At 43.8% G+C, this 15,596-nt stretch carries 13 protein-coding genes; 5 read left to right on the forward strand and 8 right to left on the reverse strand.

The annotated features are described in order from the left end of the window. Positions 1 to 36: 36 nt before the first annotated feature. Entirely contained in the window at positions 37 to 2,139 is a 2,103-nt protein-coding gene (locus tag MAMP_RS01205; RefSeq protein ID WP_007144141.1) for a TonB-dependent siderophore receptor, read from the reverse strand. Between the two features lie 355 nt (positions 2,140 to 2,494). On the opposite strand from MAMP_RS01205, the gene MAMP_RS01210 reads away from it, so the two are divergent. The 3 genes from MAMP_RS01210 to MAMP_RS01220 all read left to right on the forward strand — a co-directional run bounded on the left by MAMP_RS01210 (position 2,495) and on the right by MAMP_RS01220 (position 6,679). After that, positions 2,495 to 3,010 (forward strand): sigma-70 family RNA polymerase sigma factor, encoded by a 516-nt coding sequence (locus tag MAMP_RS01210; protein WP_007144142.1) that lies wholly within the window; start codon positions 2,495 to 2,497, stop codon positions 3,008 to 3,010. A gap of 6 nt (positions 3,011 to 3,016) precedes the next feature. Then, a complete protein-coding gene (locus MAMP_RS01215) occupies positions 3,017 to 4,009 on the forward strand; it encodes a FecR family protein (RefSeq protein ID WP_007144143.1) in 993 nt (330 codons plus the stop codon). 72 nt (positions 4,010 to 4,081) lie between these two features. Next, complete coding sequence (locus MAMP_RS01220) at positions 4,082 to 6,679, forward strand: TonB-dependent siderophore receptor (protein WP_007144144.1); 2,598 nt, start codon at positions 4,082 to 4,084, stop codon at positions 6,677 to 6,679. Between the two features lie 114 nt (positions 6,680 to 6,793). Here the strand turns inward: MAMP_RS01220 and MAMP_RS15590 are convergent, their stop codons facing one another. From MAMP_RS15590 to MAMP_RS01240, 4 genes are all read right to left on the reverse strand, one after another. Beyond that, positions 6,794 to 7,438: a hypothetical protein gene (locus MAMP_RS15590; protein ID WP_007144145.1), complete on the reverse strand. Its 645-nt coding sequence runs from the start codon at positions 7,436 to 7,438 to the stop codon at positions 6,794 to 6,796. A 57-nt stretch (positions 7,439 to 7,495) separates the two neighbouring features. Then, entirely contained in the window at positions 7,496 to 7,855 is a 360-nt protein-coding gene (locus MAMP_RS01230; RefSeq protein WP_007144146.1) for a glutaredoxin family protein, read from the reverse strand. Next, positions 7,852 to 8,847: a hypothetical protein gene (locus MAMP_RS01235; protein ID WP_007144147.1), complete on the reverse strand. Its 996-nt coding sequence runs from the start codon at positions 8,845 to 8,847 to the stop codon at positions 7,852 to 7,854. The genes MAMP_RS01230 and MAMP_RS01235 overlap by 4 nt, the downstream gene beginning before the upstream one ends. 62 nt (positions 8,848 to 8,909) lie before the next feature. Continuing rightward, a complete protein-coding gene (locus tag MAMP_RS01240) occupies positions 8,910 to 9,275 on the reverse strand; it encodes a winged helix-turn-helix transcriptional regulator (RefSeq protein WP_007144148.1) in 366 nt (121 codons plus the stop codon). Positions 9,276 to 9,465: 190 nt separating this feature from the next. On the opposite strand from MAMP_RS01240, the gene MAMP_RS01245 reads away from it, so the two are divergent. Beyond that, on the forward strand, positions 9,466 to 9,879 hold the full coding sequence (locus MAMP_RS01245) for an ester cyclase (protein ID WP_007144149.1): 414 nt from the start codon (positions 9,466 to 9,468) through the stop codon (positions 9,877 to 9,879). Between the two features lie 42 nt (positions 9,880 to 9,921). Here MAMP_RS01245 and MAMP_RS01250 read toward each other — a convergent pair whose 3' ends face one another. The 3 genes from MAMP_RS01250 to MAMP_RS01260 form a co-directional block, all read right to left on the reverse strand. Continuing rightward, on the reverse strand, positions 9,922 to 10,839 hold the full coding sequence (locus tag MAMP_RS01250) for a sensor domain-containing diguanylate cyclase (RefSeq protein WP_007144150.1): 918 nt from the start codon (positions 10,837 to 10,839) through the stop codon (positions 9,922 to 9,924). Positions 10,840 to 10,980: 141 nt separating this feature from the next. After that, entirely contained in the window at positions 10,981 to 11,934 is a 954-nt protein-coding gene (gene corA / locus MAMP_RS01255; protein WP_007144151.1) for a magnesium/cobalt transporter CorA, read from the reverse strand. 78 nt (positions 11,935 to 12,012) lie between these two features. Then, positions 12,013 to 13,350: a ferredoxin reductase family protein gene (locus MAMP_RS01260; RefSeq protein ID WP_007144152.1), complete on the reverse strand. Its 1,338-nt coding sequence runs from the start codon at positions 13,348 to 13,350 to the stop codon at positions 12,013 to 12,015. Positions 13,351 to 13,555: 205 nt separating this feature from the next. On the opposite strand from MAMP_RS01260, the gene bfr reads away from it, so the two are divergent. Next, positions 13,556 to 14,038: a bacterioferritin gene (bfr, locus tag MAMP_RS01265; RefSeq protein ID WP_007144153.1), complete on the forward strand. Its 483-nt coding sequence runs from the start codon at positions 13,556 to 13,558 to the stop codon at positions 14,036 to 14,038. The last annotated feature ends 1,558 nt before the right edge of the window (positions 14,039 to 15,596 follow it).

Raw genomic sequence — 15,596 nt, forward strand, 5'->3', positions numbered from 1 at the left:
CCCCTTTCGGAGCCTTTTATTTCTAAAAAATTATGATTAGAAGTGGTAACGAACGTTTGCTGTTACGTTTCTACGTTCGCCAAAGCCGCAGTCGAAGCCTTCTGCACGGCACCATGCAATATACTCGTTATCTGATAGGTTCTTAGCATCAAGTGATAAGTCCCAATTTTTATAACTATAACCAATCATTGCGTCATATAACGTCACTGATGGTACTTCTGGTGCACCACCTGAGCCTACATTCGTACCGATATAACGAACACCAGCACCAACGCGCCAATTAGTGTCAAAGTAATATTTATTCCACCATGAGGCTACCTTTTCAGCAACAAAAGCTAGGCGTTCGCCTGTTTCAGCATCATCAGCATTCATATCTGTATAAGAAAACTGGGTCTCATATTTATTCCAGCGTTTATTAACTTGTAACTCCCAGCCATCAATCGTTGCTCCAGTTTGAGAAACACCTCCAGGAGTGCTACCTTGCTTGATACGCTTATTCTGAGTGATATCAAAATAAGCGGCAGTGATAGCTAGGGTTTTATCTTCAGATAGATATTTAAAACCATATTCTCTTTGTACACCTGTTGTTGGATCAAGTGTATTAGCTGCTGCGGTACCGTCAGTCCCCAAATTCATAGTGAATGCTTCAGCATAACTGGCATAAGGCGAAAAGCCATTGTCGAACCGATACATGATTCCAGCTCTGCCAGTTGTCTCTTTTTCATCACTTTTTGTATTTGGCCCAGATACTGCCAATAAAGTATTTTTTGCCCAATCACGTCTTAAAGCAGCTGAGAGCACAACTGGACCAATTTCCATGTGATCAGCAATATAAAAACCTGTTTGTCTGATCTGATTATCAGGTCTGTCAGATGGATTTGCCAAAGCTGCAGTGTTTAAATTGCCATAGACTGGATTATATAAATTAATAGATGTTCCGCCATTAGAAGCACTTATATAGTTATCCTCTTCCCAAAGAGCATCTTGGTGATCGATACCAATTAATACATTATGCTTTGTGACACCTATGTCAAAGAGACCTTCCAGTCGTGTATCAATGTTAAAAATACGAGTCTCTTTGTCTGCCATGTAAATACTTCTCGTAATATCCCCTGTTGGACTTACCGTTGCACCAACTCTGGCCCAATGCTCCCTTGTAGCTGTTTTTGACTCAGTATAACGAGCAACTGACGAGAATTTCCATGCATCGTTCAAATTATGATCCAGCATCAATGTAATTTCTGTCTTGTCGCGATCATATCTATCCCAACCAGGCTCACCGACAAAAGTATCCGAAGAAACTCTACCCAAGACTCCGGAATCCAAAGTAACGGACTGAGGCAAAAACTGTGCAGAGACTTGACCTGAGTTTTGTTGACGATTAAATAAAACTGTAAAGCTTGTGTCATCCGAAGGGCGCCAGGTAAATGATGGCGATATAAAAAATCCATCATCATCTACATGATCGACCTGTGTCTCACTATCTCGCTGCAAACCCACTACTCGGTATAGAAGTTTGCCATCTTCTGTTGCTGGCCCAGTTACATCAAAAGCTAATTGCTTACGATTAAACGAACCATATTGTGCCCATATTTCGCCCTGTTGCTCATCTTTAGGCAACTTAGATACTGAGTTCACTATGCCACCTAATTCACCCTGTCCATACAAAACAGAGGAGGGGCCTTTTAAAACTTCTATGCTCTCTAATGCATACGGATTTGTTCTCACACTATTATACGAACCATAAAGCTGGCGTAATCCATCTAGGTAAAGTGATGGTGAAATCCCTCTGATATTTGCTGCATCGACTCGAGTATCAAGACCATAGGCACCAGAATAAACACCTGATGTATACAACAATGCATCTTGTATTGTTTTAGCCCCGGTATCCTGAATAAAACTCTGGTCGATGACTGCAATCGAATAGGGACTATCTTCGATTGGCACACTCATCTTGCCTACCTTGGGCTCTTTTTCCAGTGGGATATAGCTGTTTTCCGCTACGCCACCTGACGTCACTTCCACGCGAGGCAGCTCAACACTATCTTCAGATTGAACAGGTAAACTGGCCAAGATCAGGCTGCTTAACAATAGAAAAGAGGAGCCAGGCCGAAGAGCCGTGCTATTGACTTGTTTCATATTAATTTTCCGTAAACTAAATAAAAATGATTATTATTTATATTAATTTACGGAATTTAACGTTTTCTGTCAAAGTGAAATATGACTATTACAAAGTTGAGCTCAGTTTTGTTAAGTGATGATTGCTCACCTCCGATCTATTTAGGACCTCTATAGCTGAGGCTGTCCCTTCTATTTTTCAGCCTTGCCTGCAAACACCTTGTCCTGTCCTATTCAGCCAACTGAGGTCTTTGCTCAAGGACGGTAGCACTGACTACCATAATTTATGGTGTATTTTACCTGCAAATAAAAATAGTTCTCATTATAATGTAGACTGTCTGTAAATTTATGATCTGAGTCGCAGGTGAAAGACACTATGAATCATCCAAGCTCTGCCATTGACTATTTATATGTAGATAATCTCAGCTGGCTGAGACAATTGATATATCGGCGCATGGGCTGTAACGAATTGGCTGCTGATTTAGCACAAGACACCTTTCTACGGCTATTACGCAAGCCCCAAGAGTTCGATAGTCAGGAAGGTATTCGCGCTTGGCTGAGTCGGGTTGCTCAGGGTTTATGTGTGGATCATTGGCGCCACCAGGAAGTGGAAAGAACCTGGTTGGAAACCCTTGCCGCGCAGCCCGAAGATCATGCTTTATCTGCCGAACAACAGGCCATCCTCGTTGAGACGATATATGAACTTGATTCCATGCTGAGCAGGCTGCCAGAAAAAATTATGCAGACCTTTCTGTTATCGCAGTTGCACGGCAAAACCTACCGCGAAATTTCTTCCGAAATGGGCATCTCAGAACGAACCGTAAAAAATTATATGGCAAAGGCAATGTCACTTTGCTTACGTGTTCAACTTGAATTAGAAACCACCCAATAAACTAAAATGAGCCAGTTCAACGTTGAAAATGAATTACCAGACTTCGACATACTGGAACAAGCTGCCAGTTGGTTTGCACATCTGGAATCAGCAGAAGCCACTGAAGAGGATCACCAGCGTTTGAAAGCATGGCTGTCAGAAAATCCTGCTCATCAACATGCTTGGCGTTATGTTGAAAAAATTAGTCAACGCTTTTCCATTATTCATCAAGAGAATCAAGTAAATAACACTTCTAACACGCTCTCAAAATTACAGCAGCATACACTTAGAAGACGTGCCCTGCTTCGCAGCCTGTTATTTGCCGCTGTAGTGGGTGGCACCGGCTTAGTCAGCTGGCAATATCCACCGCTGTCTTCTATGGCTCGGGCAATGCGTGCCGATTTCCGTACTGGCATTGGCGAGCAAAAAGACATTGTTTTAGCCGATGGTAGTCATATTTGGCTCAATACTGATACTGCCATCAATATCGACTATAACCAGCAGCAACGACATATCGAACTTGTTCAAGGTGAAATCCTGATAGAAACAGCCCCGGATCGTCAGCAGCGTTCTTTTTGGGTTAGTAGCCAACAAGGTCAAATGCAGGCGCTTGGCACACGTTTCAATGTCTATCAACAAGCAACAGAAACCCAATTAACGGTTTATGAAGGCCGCGTTGCAGTGAAGACTAAAACACAGCAGCACATTCTGGCTGCAGGCAAACAAGTTACCTTCGCTGATACCGGTGAACTTCGGCTATCAAACGCGAACATTCAGCAAAGTGCCTGGATTAAAGGGGTGATTGTTGCTGATCAAATGACGCTGGCTGAACTCGTCGACCAGCTCGGTCGATACCATCGTGGTCATATTGGGGTTTCCCCGGATGTCGCCACTTTAGCCGTTGTTGGCAGCTTTCCTACCCAGGATCAGGCACGTGTTTTATCGATGCTAACAGCCTCTTTACCCATAAAAGTTCGCTCACTCTCACCATGGTGGGTCAGTATAGTGCCTGCAAATTAATTATTAAAAAATTTGCCCTTTTTTCAGACTCATTCGTTTCCTCTGTTAATAACAACCTTAAAGAGGAACACTATGTCTGCTAAACAACGTTTCATATCATCAAGCCTCAAGGCTTTACCGCTACTCATCATGCTGGCATCTGCTTCTGTTATGCCTTCAACAGCTATAGCTGATGATGTAGCCGAACAACAAACAACCCCAGCAAAATTAATTCATTTTAATATCCCGGCAGATAATTTAAGTAAGAGCCTGAACCTTTTTTCAGCTCAGTCAGGTATTTTCCTGAGTAGTGATGGTGCTCTCACAAAAAGCAAAACAAGTGCGCCGGTTAATGGTCAATATACGGCTGAACAAGCCTTGCAAGCGCTTCTTGCGGGTACACAGTTATCTTATCGTTTTATTGATGCTAACACTGTCACGCTGCTTGAACAGCAACAACAAGAACAGGCTGTACATGATTTAGCCCCGCTTGTTGTTATGGGAACGGACCTTAATCGTTATGAATTCGATATCGCCGGCTCTGCGACTGGCTTTGATACGGACGTGAATGAGTTGCCTCGTTCAGTACAGGTGTTACCAGAGCAGCTTATTCTGGATCAAAACGCCACTCATCTGGATGATGTGTTACAAAATGTGGCGGGCATTACTCGTGCTCATGGTTTTGGTGGCGTTGAGACTCAGGTCAATATTCGTGGATTTACCAATAACCGTCTATTTGTTGATGGAAACCCGGTGAGTAACCGCCATAACGTCGATGTAGCCACCATTGACCGTGTGGAAGCCATTCTCGGGCCTGCATCTGTTTTGCATGGTCAGGTCAGTCCCGGTGGTTTAATTAATATCATTACTAAAAAGCCACAAACCATTAAAAGCAACAGCCTTCAAGCTGATTTTGATGAACATGGCCGCCGTAAACTGACCATGGACAGCACCGGACCACTGAATGATGTTCTCCAATATCGCTTGATTGTGGCAGGTGAAGACTCAGAAAGTTTCCGTGAAACACAAACTGTAACCGGAGATCATCGTGCGGATATCAGAGGCCTGACTATCGCACCTTCATTTAGTTATACCCCGGATGCAAACAATACCTTTACCTTGAGTTTATTACACGTTGATCAAACATTACCGATTGACCGTGGCACGGTTGCCGTCGCCGATGCCAGTGGTGAATTGCACATTGCGAATCTTCCAGAAGAGCGACGACTGGGAAGTCAGTTTGATGAGCGTGACAGCACAGAAAAACAAATTCAGTTTGATTTTGACCATGAGTTTGATAATGGCTGGAAAAACCAATTAAAGCTGGGTTATTACCAGAAAAAGTTTGATGATTACCAGGCACGACCATTACGTGGACTGAATGATAGCTGGACTTTAGGTACTGGGCCAGTTGATATAAGTAATCTATCTGCAATTAGAACTTCCGCTAATGGCTCGGCTGTACAAGCAAACGGCCTGCTGATTCGTACGGCTGATTCCAATCTGAATGTCACAGAAGATGACTTCTTTATTTCTAATAGTCTGACCGGTGATTATCGTTTTGGCGATATTGATAATACACTTTATATCGGTGCAAACCTGCACAAACGCAATATCCGTCATACTGATGGGTTTGCCATGCAAAATATATCCGGTAGCCTGTATGCACCCTATCTTGATGTGATTGATATCTATAGCTCAAATAACCCAGCCTATACTAAACAATCACAGACTAGCGTCAGTAAAAATGATGCGGAATATACCGAGTACGGACTGTCTATTCAAAACCTGGCTTATTTGACTGACCGCCTGAATCTACTAGCAGGGCTTCGTTATGATCGGTTTGAAATTGAACGTAATGACAAAATTTATTACCAACAAGGCACCAACCTACTCTTCACTAAACTCGATGATCCTTTAGCAGTAAATATCAAAGGCGATAATCATAATGTGAGTGGTCAAGTAGGCCTGTTATACCATCTCACCGATGCCTTTTCTGTATATGGTTCCTGGTCTGAGTCATTTACCCCTAACTACCCTGATGTCACCGCAGGTCAGATCAGTGGTGAAAATAGCATGGCACCGGAAGAAGCCACGCAATATGAAGTGGGTATTAAATCGAGCTTTTTGGATGACAAAGTGCGAGTTACGGCTTCGCTGTATCAATTAACACGTGAAAACGTAATGACATTCGAGAACCTGCAAGCCAGACTCAACGGGGAAGAAGAAACCAAAGGCGTCGAATTAACCACGACCATGCAATTTATACCTGGTCTGAATATTCTCGCCTCTTATACTCATATGGATAGTGAAATTATCAACGATAATGATGATACAAAAACGTTAGAGGGTAATAGCCCATACGGTATTCCTCAAAACAAAGCCCGAGTTTGGGGCTCTTATGAGTTTCAACAAGGCATATTAAAAAGTTTCGGTTTAGGCTTAGGTGCAGAATACGTCGGAGCTCGTTATGGTGATGATGAAAACAGCTTTAAAATACCGAGCTATACCATCCTCGATACTGCAGCCTGGTATTACATTCCGATGGGTAAAGACAAGCAGTTACGCTTACAGGCAGGCATCAAGAACCTCACCGATAAAACCTATTACCCGGCAAACTTAGGCAGCCCATATCGCATCAATGTTGGTGCTCCCAGAACCGCCTACATCTCAGCACGACTGGAATTTTAAAAAGTCTTGGGTGAAAACGAGATAAACTAATCAAAACGGCAGGCAGGCTCCCTCCGAAAAAAGGAAGCGTGCCTGCCGTTTTTTATGGTTTCAAACAGCCGTCAGTTCTATTCACTATGCCATGGCATCCGTTAACTTGTTATAAAAGCTCATATTCTTTTGATACTGCTCAAATGAAATCATACTGTGGTTATATTGATACTCCACACTCTCAATAATCTCTGAAACCGCCGCACCATAATCATAGTCGGGGCTGGCATAAGGGTTAACCCAATTAGGGTCACTTGGTTCACGGCCAATATTTGCTAACCCTACGGCAAAAATCATGTGAGTTGGAATGTCCATAATTGATAGCCCATCAGAGGCTTCTTCCCAAGCGGCTTTAAATGAAGCGGGGGCATTGTCCGGAGGGAAAGTAAGCATATTACCCTCACCAATTGTGGTTAGGCCGTCATTATTTAAATCTCGTGTATGGCCGGGAGCAGTCAATAGATTAGCCGCCCCTTCATCAGATAACACCGAAATGTTAATAGGCTCAGCCAAGCTATGAGCCTGCCTGACTATATCCAGTTCATCAGCAGATAAACTTCTCAATGCCGCTTTCGGATCATTGGTCTGCTGCACTTTTTGCAGAATACTCTGGAAGGTTTCTACGGCATCATCCGACATTTTTCGTTGATGCATTAGGGCAACCGACTTATCTGATAAGGTGGCAATATTTGCCGTTACATCTCGTGATGATTGGCTTGAAATGGTCATTTTATGTCCTCGTCCTGGAGTTCAATGACAAATTTGCAATCTCAGTGCCAACCCTCTTCAGTTTATGTCGGCAGACTTGGCAGGGATGGCGTCCAGATACTTTAAAACAAGATCGGGGTTATAGCTGCGGATTACATGCTTATTCACTACTAATAGTGGTACGCCTCTCCCACCTAGCGCTTCAAAACTACGTTTGGCTTGTGCTGACTTTTCAATATCCAGATCATCATAAGCAATATTTCTTCGTGCCATAAATGCACGCATTTTTGCACAGTAACCACACCATTCTGTGGAATACATCGTCACATAAGTGGCGGGTAAATAAGAGTAATCTTTAGGCGGATAAAGGACATCTTTTATCGTAGGCCACTGCTGGAAGAGTAGAAAAACAGCTACAAACAGCAGAAACTTTTTCATTGAATCACTGGCACTTTAGCCTGCCAGCTCGCAGGTAAACGTATCACTAGCTGGTAACGGACTTTGTGCCAAAAACCAGATAAAAGTAATAAAGAAAAACCAATAAAAACACCGACATAAGCAAAACTGTCGCCGGCCAGACCATAGGTATCTAATAGTTTCGTTAATGCCACCAGCACATAGACTAACGCAGATACCATAAATGCCCGGCGATCGATCACCAATGACACCAATGTCAGCAAAATATATAAGCCCATAATCAATGCCAGAGTAGCAGTGCTGTGTTGACCATCAAAAATACCCAAAGTAGAGAATATCGGATGAACAATCAGTGGGGCCGCGGTCAGATGTAACCAAAAGGCGACATCGGATTTACCGGTCACGCGTTTTAAATCTGCCGAGTCCCATTTCATAGCCACCATAAATACCACCAGGCCACCGCCGAACATTAACCAGCTTAAATAATTCTTCAATATCGGGAAAAGAGAAACCAATAGCGAGACGATAAAGACAACTGCGGATGCTGTGCCAGCAGCGACCGTTATCGGCACTTTAAACCGCTTCCAATGACACCATGCTGCAATAGCGGCAATCGAGCCCGCCAGCATAAAACCATTCTCTGAGGGTAATCCCAGTGCTAAAACAACGGCAGCAAATATACTGCCGACAAAGCTCACTAACAAAAAGATGCCGGGCAGCGCCATTTTTCGTTTTAATACAAAAAACTCAGCCAATCCCCAAGACAACACCGCCACCACCACCGCAGCTAATGGCGCACTAATGCCTTGTAAGACCCAGCCCGTCGACAGCAATAATAAAGCACAGGCCATCAATACAAAGATATCGTTAAAACTCGACACTAGTTTGAAATCTTCTTCATCTGCAAAGTGGGTATTACGCCGTTGCAGTGCATCTACGCGGAATTGTTCAACAGCTGAAGCAGTAAATATTCCTTTCTCTACCGCTTGTTCCAGATCATTATCGGTGTACATTGTTTTCCTTCATTGTCGCGCTGGGTTCTGCTCTAAAGCTGAAAATAGACTACTCAAATCGATTACTGAGTGGCTTGTTCATCATAGGCTTGCTGGGCTTCGATAACATGCTCGATATTGCCTTCCGACCAATTTCTTATGCCCTCCAGCAATTCAATCAACGTTTTTCCAAGTGAGGTTAATGAATATTCCACTTTCGGAGGCACTGTCGGATATACCTGACGACTCACCAAACCATCTCGCTCAAGTCCACGTAATGTCTGGGTCAGCATTTTCTGAGAAATACCGTCCAGTTCGCGCCGTAACTCACCAAAGCGTTTTGTTTCTTCAGCAAGTGCACCAACAGTGAGCACTGTCCACTTATCAGCAATACGATCGAGTACTAAACGGGTCGGGCAGTGTTGATTATAAACATTCCATTCAATCATAAACCATTGTTTCTCTTAATTAGTTACTTTTTTGTATGTATACAACTATAAAGTGCCTTCTTGCGGAAAGATACTGTCAAACATAATATTTGTCCTGTCAATGAAAAGCAACTAAGAGGACATCATTATGCAACGCTATTTCTTACACATTCTCATACTAACAACCTTACTTTTTAATGGAGCAAGTGCCATGGCTGACACAGCAACTAAAGCAAACTTAACCTTACTGAGCAATTTTGCTGGCGAGGTTTTTGTTAATAAAGATCTATCAAACCTTAATAAATACATGAAAAAAGATTATATTCAGCATAATGCAGCGGTATCACAGGGCAGTGAAGGATTTAAAACGTTTTTCAGTAACTGGTTCACAGCTATTCCGGACTTTAACTACGAGTTAAAAAACATCATTGCAAATGATGAGTATGTTTGGGTATACGGCACATATTCTGGAACACATGATAATGAATGGTTAGGTATTGCAGCGACACATGCCAAGTATAAGTTTGATGCGATTGATATTTTCAGAGTCGAAGATGGTCAATTAGCAGAGCATTGGGATGTTATGGACTTACATACCTTATTCACTCAGTTACAAGTTAAGTAGTCTTATAAAAAAGCAGGGCCTGGGCTCTGCTTTTTTCTTTTTTTAATTGAGCTTATGAGCGACTAATCTATTTCGGCCTTGCTGTTTCGCCTCATAAAGTAACTCATCGGCTTTGGCTAAAATTTCTAGCTCATTCATTCCCTGGGGATGTAGGCTGACCAGGCCAATACTGGTAGTTAAGATCGGCTTGGTAGGTGAGTGTTCATTTACAATCTGTAATCTCTCTATTTGTATGAGCAATTCTTCTGCTAATTTTACCGCTTCCGTATGCTCGATATCTGTCCATATCAATGCAAATTCCTCACCGCCATAACGTGCGCACAGATCACCTGGTCTTCGGCAAAAATCACTCAACACGGCAGAAAACTCGACTAATACATCATCTCCCTTTTGGTGACCATAGGTATCGTTAAGTAATTTGAAATGGTCAATGTCCACCATGGCTAGGGTAAAAGGTGTTTGAGATCGTCTACAACGACGCCACTCTGTTTTCAGAAAGGTATTGAAATATCGGCGATTGGCTATTTGTGTTAACGCATCTGTTCGAGATAATGAGCGCGCCAGATCTTCTGAGCGTTTTCTCTCTGTAATATTGTGGTGTGTGAGTAGTAAGAAGTCCGCATTTTGAAAATGGAACATGACAACACGTAACATAAACCAGCGTTTTTCAGTCGGGCTGTGGCAAGGATATTCATAATAAAACGTCGGCTCCTCACCATGAAGAACAGAATAAATCCCCTTACTGACGTCTTGTCCCATCTTGTCGCCATTTCGGCCTGAGGTATTACAAACGTCTAAGTAGTTCAACCCTACCCAGTCGGTGATTTCTGAGCCATTCTGTTCAGCAAATGTATTCCAGTATTGATTACAAAATACAATCTCTCCCTGCCTGTCGAGCACCACAATTTGCTCAGGCAATGAATCTAGAACCGTTTTAAAAAAATCAGAGTTTTCAATCACTCATATTGCCCTCAATACTAGCTCAGGGTTGTACCGAGACACACATGGCAGTTACCTATCAGCAAGATAATGAGATAGTAGTCTTAGCTTTACGAACGCACAACGCCTCTGGGATATTAGGGGCGTCTTTATTAGCATGAATTACAACCAACCTTTACGTTTGAAATACAGGTAAGGTGCCATACCCGCAGCAACCATCAGACCAATCGCCATGGGATATCCATAGTGCCAATCCAGCTCTGGCATCACATGAAAGTTCATGCCGTAAATACTGGCCACCAGCGTTGGTGGTAAAAACACCACAGCCGCAATAGAGAAGATTTTAATAATCTGGGCTTGTTGAATATTGATAAAGCCCTGTGTCGAGTCCATCAGGAAGTTGATTTTATCGAACAGGAAGGTGGTATGAGACATCAAGGTCTCTAAGTCGCGTAAAATTTCATACAAGGTTTCGCGTGACTCTGTCGCCTCGCGTAGATTTCTGAGCAGGAAGGAAATATCACGCTGGGTATCCATCAAGCACAGACGAATCTTTCCATTACTGTCTTCCAGCCTGGCCAGTTGGCTGATGCAGTCTTCCAGATCGGCCGCTTCATCTTCCAGCACTAAATGACTGACCCGTTCCAATTCACGATGAATATCTTCCAGATTATCGGCATGGTTTTCGACTTTCTGCTCCATCAGGGTAATCAATAACTCACGTGGTGTTTTACAGCTAATTTGCCCGCGACGCGCTCGCATCCGTAACAGACGGAAGTCACTCAGCTCACCATCACGAATCGCCACCAGCCGATCTTCCTGCAAAATGAAGGCAACAGAAACCGTGTGATGTCGCCCTTCTGAATACCCCAGAAATAAAGAATGCACATGCAGGCCATCCTGATCGGTAAAACAGCGGGCTGAAGCTTCGATTTCTTCAACATCATCCACATCCGGCACTTCATCACTAAACAATGTGCCAAGCAAAGCACGTTCATCATCGTCCGGTTCAAGCGCATCAATCCAATCAGCCTCTCGTAATTGCGCAGCAGAAATATCTCCTTCCACAGGGATTTCTTTGATCAGACCTTGTGCGATTTTGTACAGACGAAGCATGCATACTCCTCATTGCTTGTATTAAGGCGGGCGAGAGGAGCATTGTAACGTAATGCATGCGGAATGCCGATGACTTATCTATCGCAGTTTGAATAACTCCTGGTGAAACTGCTCTGGTCGAAAACCATGTTTGATAAAGTCTTTACGGATAGCCTCACCCAATGCCGGCGGTCCACAAAACCAGATGCTGGCAATACGCCAATCAGGCACCGTTTCACGGATACGCTCGGCATCCAGTAAGCCATCTTTTTCATCAATCAGTAAATGTAAGTTCACCTTTGACGCTTCTACATCAGCTGATAGCTTGTCTTTGATGGTATCGTTGATATGCATCGTAGGATGAAAGAAATCGATAACTTTACCGTCAGGCTGGTCTGCCAGTCGTTTCATGCGGGCAATAAACGGCGTCATGCCAATACCAGCTCCCACCCAGATTTGACGTTGCTGTTCATCATTAAAATCAAACTCACCATACGGCCCTTCCATGGTGATCGGCATGCCAATAGTTAAACGTTCACTCAAGCGACTGGTGTGATCACCCAAAGCTTTGATAACAAATCGTATCAATCGGGTATCAGGATCCCAGGCAGAAGCAATGGTATAAGGATGCGGCCCTTCTTTTTTATCCGACATTGCAAAGGCAAACTGCCCTGCTTTATGCCCAGGCCACCCTTCATCCATTTTCACCGTTACTTCCATCAAACGCATATCTTCATGATGTTCAAGAGAAGTGATCTCACCGTTAACTTTACGTTTGGCTCCAACCCGACCCAATAACACCCATATCGCAGAAAATGTTCCACTTGCCAGCAATACCGCCGTTAACCAACCAATCGGTTGAGACCAGTAATCGAAATTGAGCAAAATAATGGCATGAAAGACAAACAATAAATACGTGGCAGCCAACAATGTATGTGTTTTAGCAAACCAGCGATAAGGGAAGCGCTTAATTAATGCTAAAACGATCAGCAATGCAGCCGCGTAAAAAGCCCACTCACCAATGGTTTCCGCCAGCCCTCGCTGTGAACGAAATAACCCTTCCCAAAAACCCAAGTCCGGACCATTTCCTCGAGGTCGACGCTCTGGTCGTTCAAGCCAACCCCAGCCGACCATCCACTTGGTACCTTTTGCGAACCACCAATGCGATACCGCAAACACTAATGCACTAATCCCCAACCATTTGTGCAGGCGGTACATTTTATCCAGACCATTAAAATACGGCTCAATCCATTTCGGCCTGAGAGCAAGCAACATGGCCACACTCATGACCGTGATGGCAATTACACCGCTATATTGAACAAATACCCTGCGAAAAGAAAAATAGCTGAAGGGATCAGGTAATAAGGTATCAGCCAATAACCACAACCCTGTGGGCACCAACAAAATTATCAGTAAGGCGTATTTAATCTTTTTCATAAAACTCAATCATCGTTAAATCAATCGCGCGAATATAAACGAGGCAAGGTTAAGGGAACGTTAACAAGAACCATTATTATTTATAGATTATGTAAATGCATTGATCTAAATCAGACGATTCACTCAGCAAAATAGCGTCAGCTTTATTACAATGGTTGAATTCACGCAACAGCGTGCTCAATAGAAAACAACATAGGATCGACACATGAAAGGCAGCCCAAAAGTTATTGAGTTACTCAATACTCTACTCGCAGGCGAACTGACGGCTATGGATCAATACTTCATTCATTCACGCATGTATGAAGACTGGGGCCTGACTCGCCTCTATAACCGCATCGCCCATGAAATGCAGGATGAAACCGAACACGCCGATCAAATGATCAAACGTATCCTGTTTCTTGAAGGCATGCCCGACCTGACTCACCGCGAGCCACTTCATGTTGGTCATACCGTAAAAGAGATGCTGCAAAATGACCTCGACTTGGAATACGCCGTCGTTAAAAACCTGCGTGATGGTATTGCCTTATGTGAAACCGAAAAAGACTTTGAGACTCGTAAAATGCTCAAACAACAGCTAGAAGATACCGAGCTGGATCATACCCACTGGTTAGAGCAACAACTTGGCCTGATTGAAAAAATGGGACTGGAAAATTATCTACAAGCCATGACACTGGCAGAAGCGGAGTAATTCTCGGCAGATTGAGTAAGTTTCTAATTTGAAGCTATGTTCTTTTTATCAGCGAAAACAGGTAGTTTAAAAATAAGCTTTTGCTGAGAGAATCGAAGTGCCCTTTGCGCAGCCGAGCATCGGAAATCAGTTTGGATCAAACACGACGAGTGTCTGAGCGCAGCGAGTTTTCGTCGTATTCCAAACTGATTGAGAAGCGCAGGGAACCCGATAGGGCAAGCTTTGGGCTGGCCTTTTTTGGTTCGTTTTTTGGCCACGCAAAAAATGAACGCCCCAGCGGCAGCGCCTGAAAGAAAGTAAACGATCATCAATACACGAAGATTTATCTTAGCTCTAAAGCCATTAGTTTCGTATTAATGACGAGTCAGGGAAATGCGTGCCCATTTCCCTAACCACCCTAGGGTACCCCACCGTGCTGGCCTGCGGCTCCACTGCGTTGCTCACTTTATCTGGTGATTGGTCAAAACTCCCTTCGGTCAGACACTGACCAATCATGATCCAGATAAACCTCCGCTACTCGTCAGCACAAACGGGGGATTTTGGGAACAATATCGAGTCTGGAAAGTATTGAGGTGCCCTTTGCGCAGCCGAGCATCGGAAATCAGTTTGGATCAAACACGACGAGTGTCTGAGCGCAGCGAGTTTTCGTCGTGTTCCAAACTGATTGAGAAGCGCAGGGAACCCGATAGGGCAAGCTTTGGGCTGGCCTTTTTTGGTTCGTTTTTTGGCCACGCAAAAAATGAACGCCCCAGCGGCAGCGTGTGAAAGAAAGTAAAACATCATCAATATAAGAAGGATTGTTTTAGATTTATAAGCCATTAGTTTCGCCTTGATGGCGAGTCAGGGAAATGTTTGCCCATTTCCCTAACAACCCTAGGGCACCCCACCGTGCTGGCCTGCGGCTACACTCGTCATAACATTGATTCAGGCGGTCGGCTAAAACTCGCTTCGCTCAAACACTAGCCTCCCTCAGACCTGAATAAATGTCATTCCTCATCAGCACAAACGGGGATTTGAAAAGCTCCCAACCTTCCCGTGTTATTGCCGCCAAAAATTGAGCTTGGTTGATGGATTGAGTGGTCGAGTGTTTGACCGAAAGGAGTTGTCCACCACGACATCAATCAAGTTTAATTTTTGGATTAAAGGCAATATCGGGCGCCCTTTTGTTTGGTTCGTTTATTTTGGGCATGCAAAATAAATGAACGCCCCGCGGCAGCGTGTGAAGTTGAATAAGATGAAGGTTCTAATAATTTTTACACTGACTCTAAATATTGAGGTTTATCTTAAGTCTAAAAGCCATTAGTTTCGTCTTAGTGGCGAGTCAGGGAAATGCGTGCCCATTTCCCTAACAACCCTAGGGCACCCCACCGTGCTGGCCTAAGGCTCCACTGCGTTGCTCGCTTTATCTGGTGATTGGTCAAAACTCCCTTCGGTCAGACACTAACCAATCATGATCCAGATAAACCTCCGCTACTCGTCAGCACAAACGGGGATTTGAAAAACTCCCCTTCTTACTATTGATCGCCGCTCACAATTAGAGCCTTATTAGGTTTCCCCA

Origin of the sequence: Methylophaga thalassica MP (genome assembly GCF_000214595.1) — a bacterium.
In the GTDB taxonomy this organism is placed as follows: Bacteria; Pseudomonadota; Gammaproteobacteria; order Nitrosococcales; family Methylophagaceae; genus Methylophaga; species Methylophaga thalassica.

Bases quoted from the DNA above. Each gene is read 5' to 3' on its own strand.
- MAMP_RS01205 (WP_007144141.1), bottom strand. From the start codon at position 2,139: ATGAAACAAGTCAATAGCACGGCTCTTCGGCCTGGCTCCTCTTTTCTA.
- MAMP_RS01210 (WP_007144142.1), top strand. From the start codon at position 2,495: ATGAATCATCCAAGCTCTGCCATTGACTATTTATATGTAGATAATCTC.
- MAMP_RS01215 (WP_007144143.1), top strand. From the start codon at position 3,017: ATGAGCCAGTTCAACGTTGAAAATGAATTACCAGACTTCGACATACTG.
- MAMP_RS01220 (WP_007144144.1), top strand. From the start codon at position 4,082: ATGTCTGCTAAACAACGTTTCATATCATCAAGCCTCAAGGCTTTACCG.
- MAMP_RS15590 (WP_007144145.1), bottom strand. From the start codon at position 7,438: ATGACCATTTCAAGCCAATCATCACGAGATGTAACGGCAAATATTGCC.
- MAMP_RS01230 (WP_007144146.1), bottom strand. From the start codon at position 7,855: ATGAAAAAGTTTCTGCTGTTTGTAGCTGTTTTTCTACTCTTCCAGCAG.
- MAMP_RS01235 (WP_007144147.1), bottom strand. From the start codon at position 8,847: ATGTACACCGATAATGATCTGGAACAAGCGGTAGAGAAAGGAATATTT.
- MAMP_RS01240 (WP_007144148.1), bottom strand. From the start codon at position 9,275: ATGATTGAATGGAATGTTTATAATCAACACTGCCCGACCCGTTTAGTA.
- MAMP_RS01245 (WP_007144149.1), top strand. From the start codon at position 9,466: ATGGCTGACACAGCAACTAAAGCAAACTTAACCTTACTGAGCAATTTT.
- corA (WP_007144151.1), bottom strand. From the start codon at position 11,934: ATGCTTCGTCTGTACAAAATCGCACAAGGTCTGATCAAAGAAATCCCT.
- MAMP_RS01260 (WP_007144152.1), bottom strand. From the start codon at position 13,350: ATGAAAAAGATTAAATACGCCTTACTGATAATTTTGTTGGTGCCCACA.
- bfr (WP_007144153.1), top strand. From the start codon at position 13,556: ATGAAAGGCAGCCCAAAAGTTATTGAGTTACTCAATACTCTACTCGCA.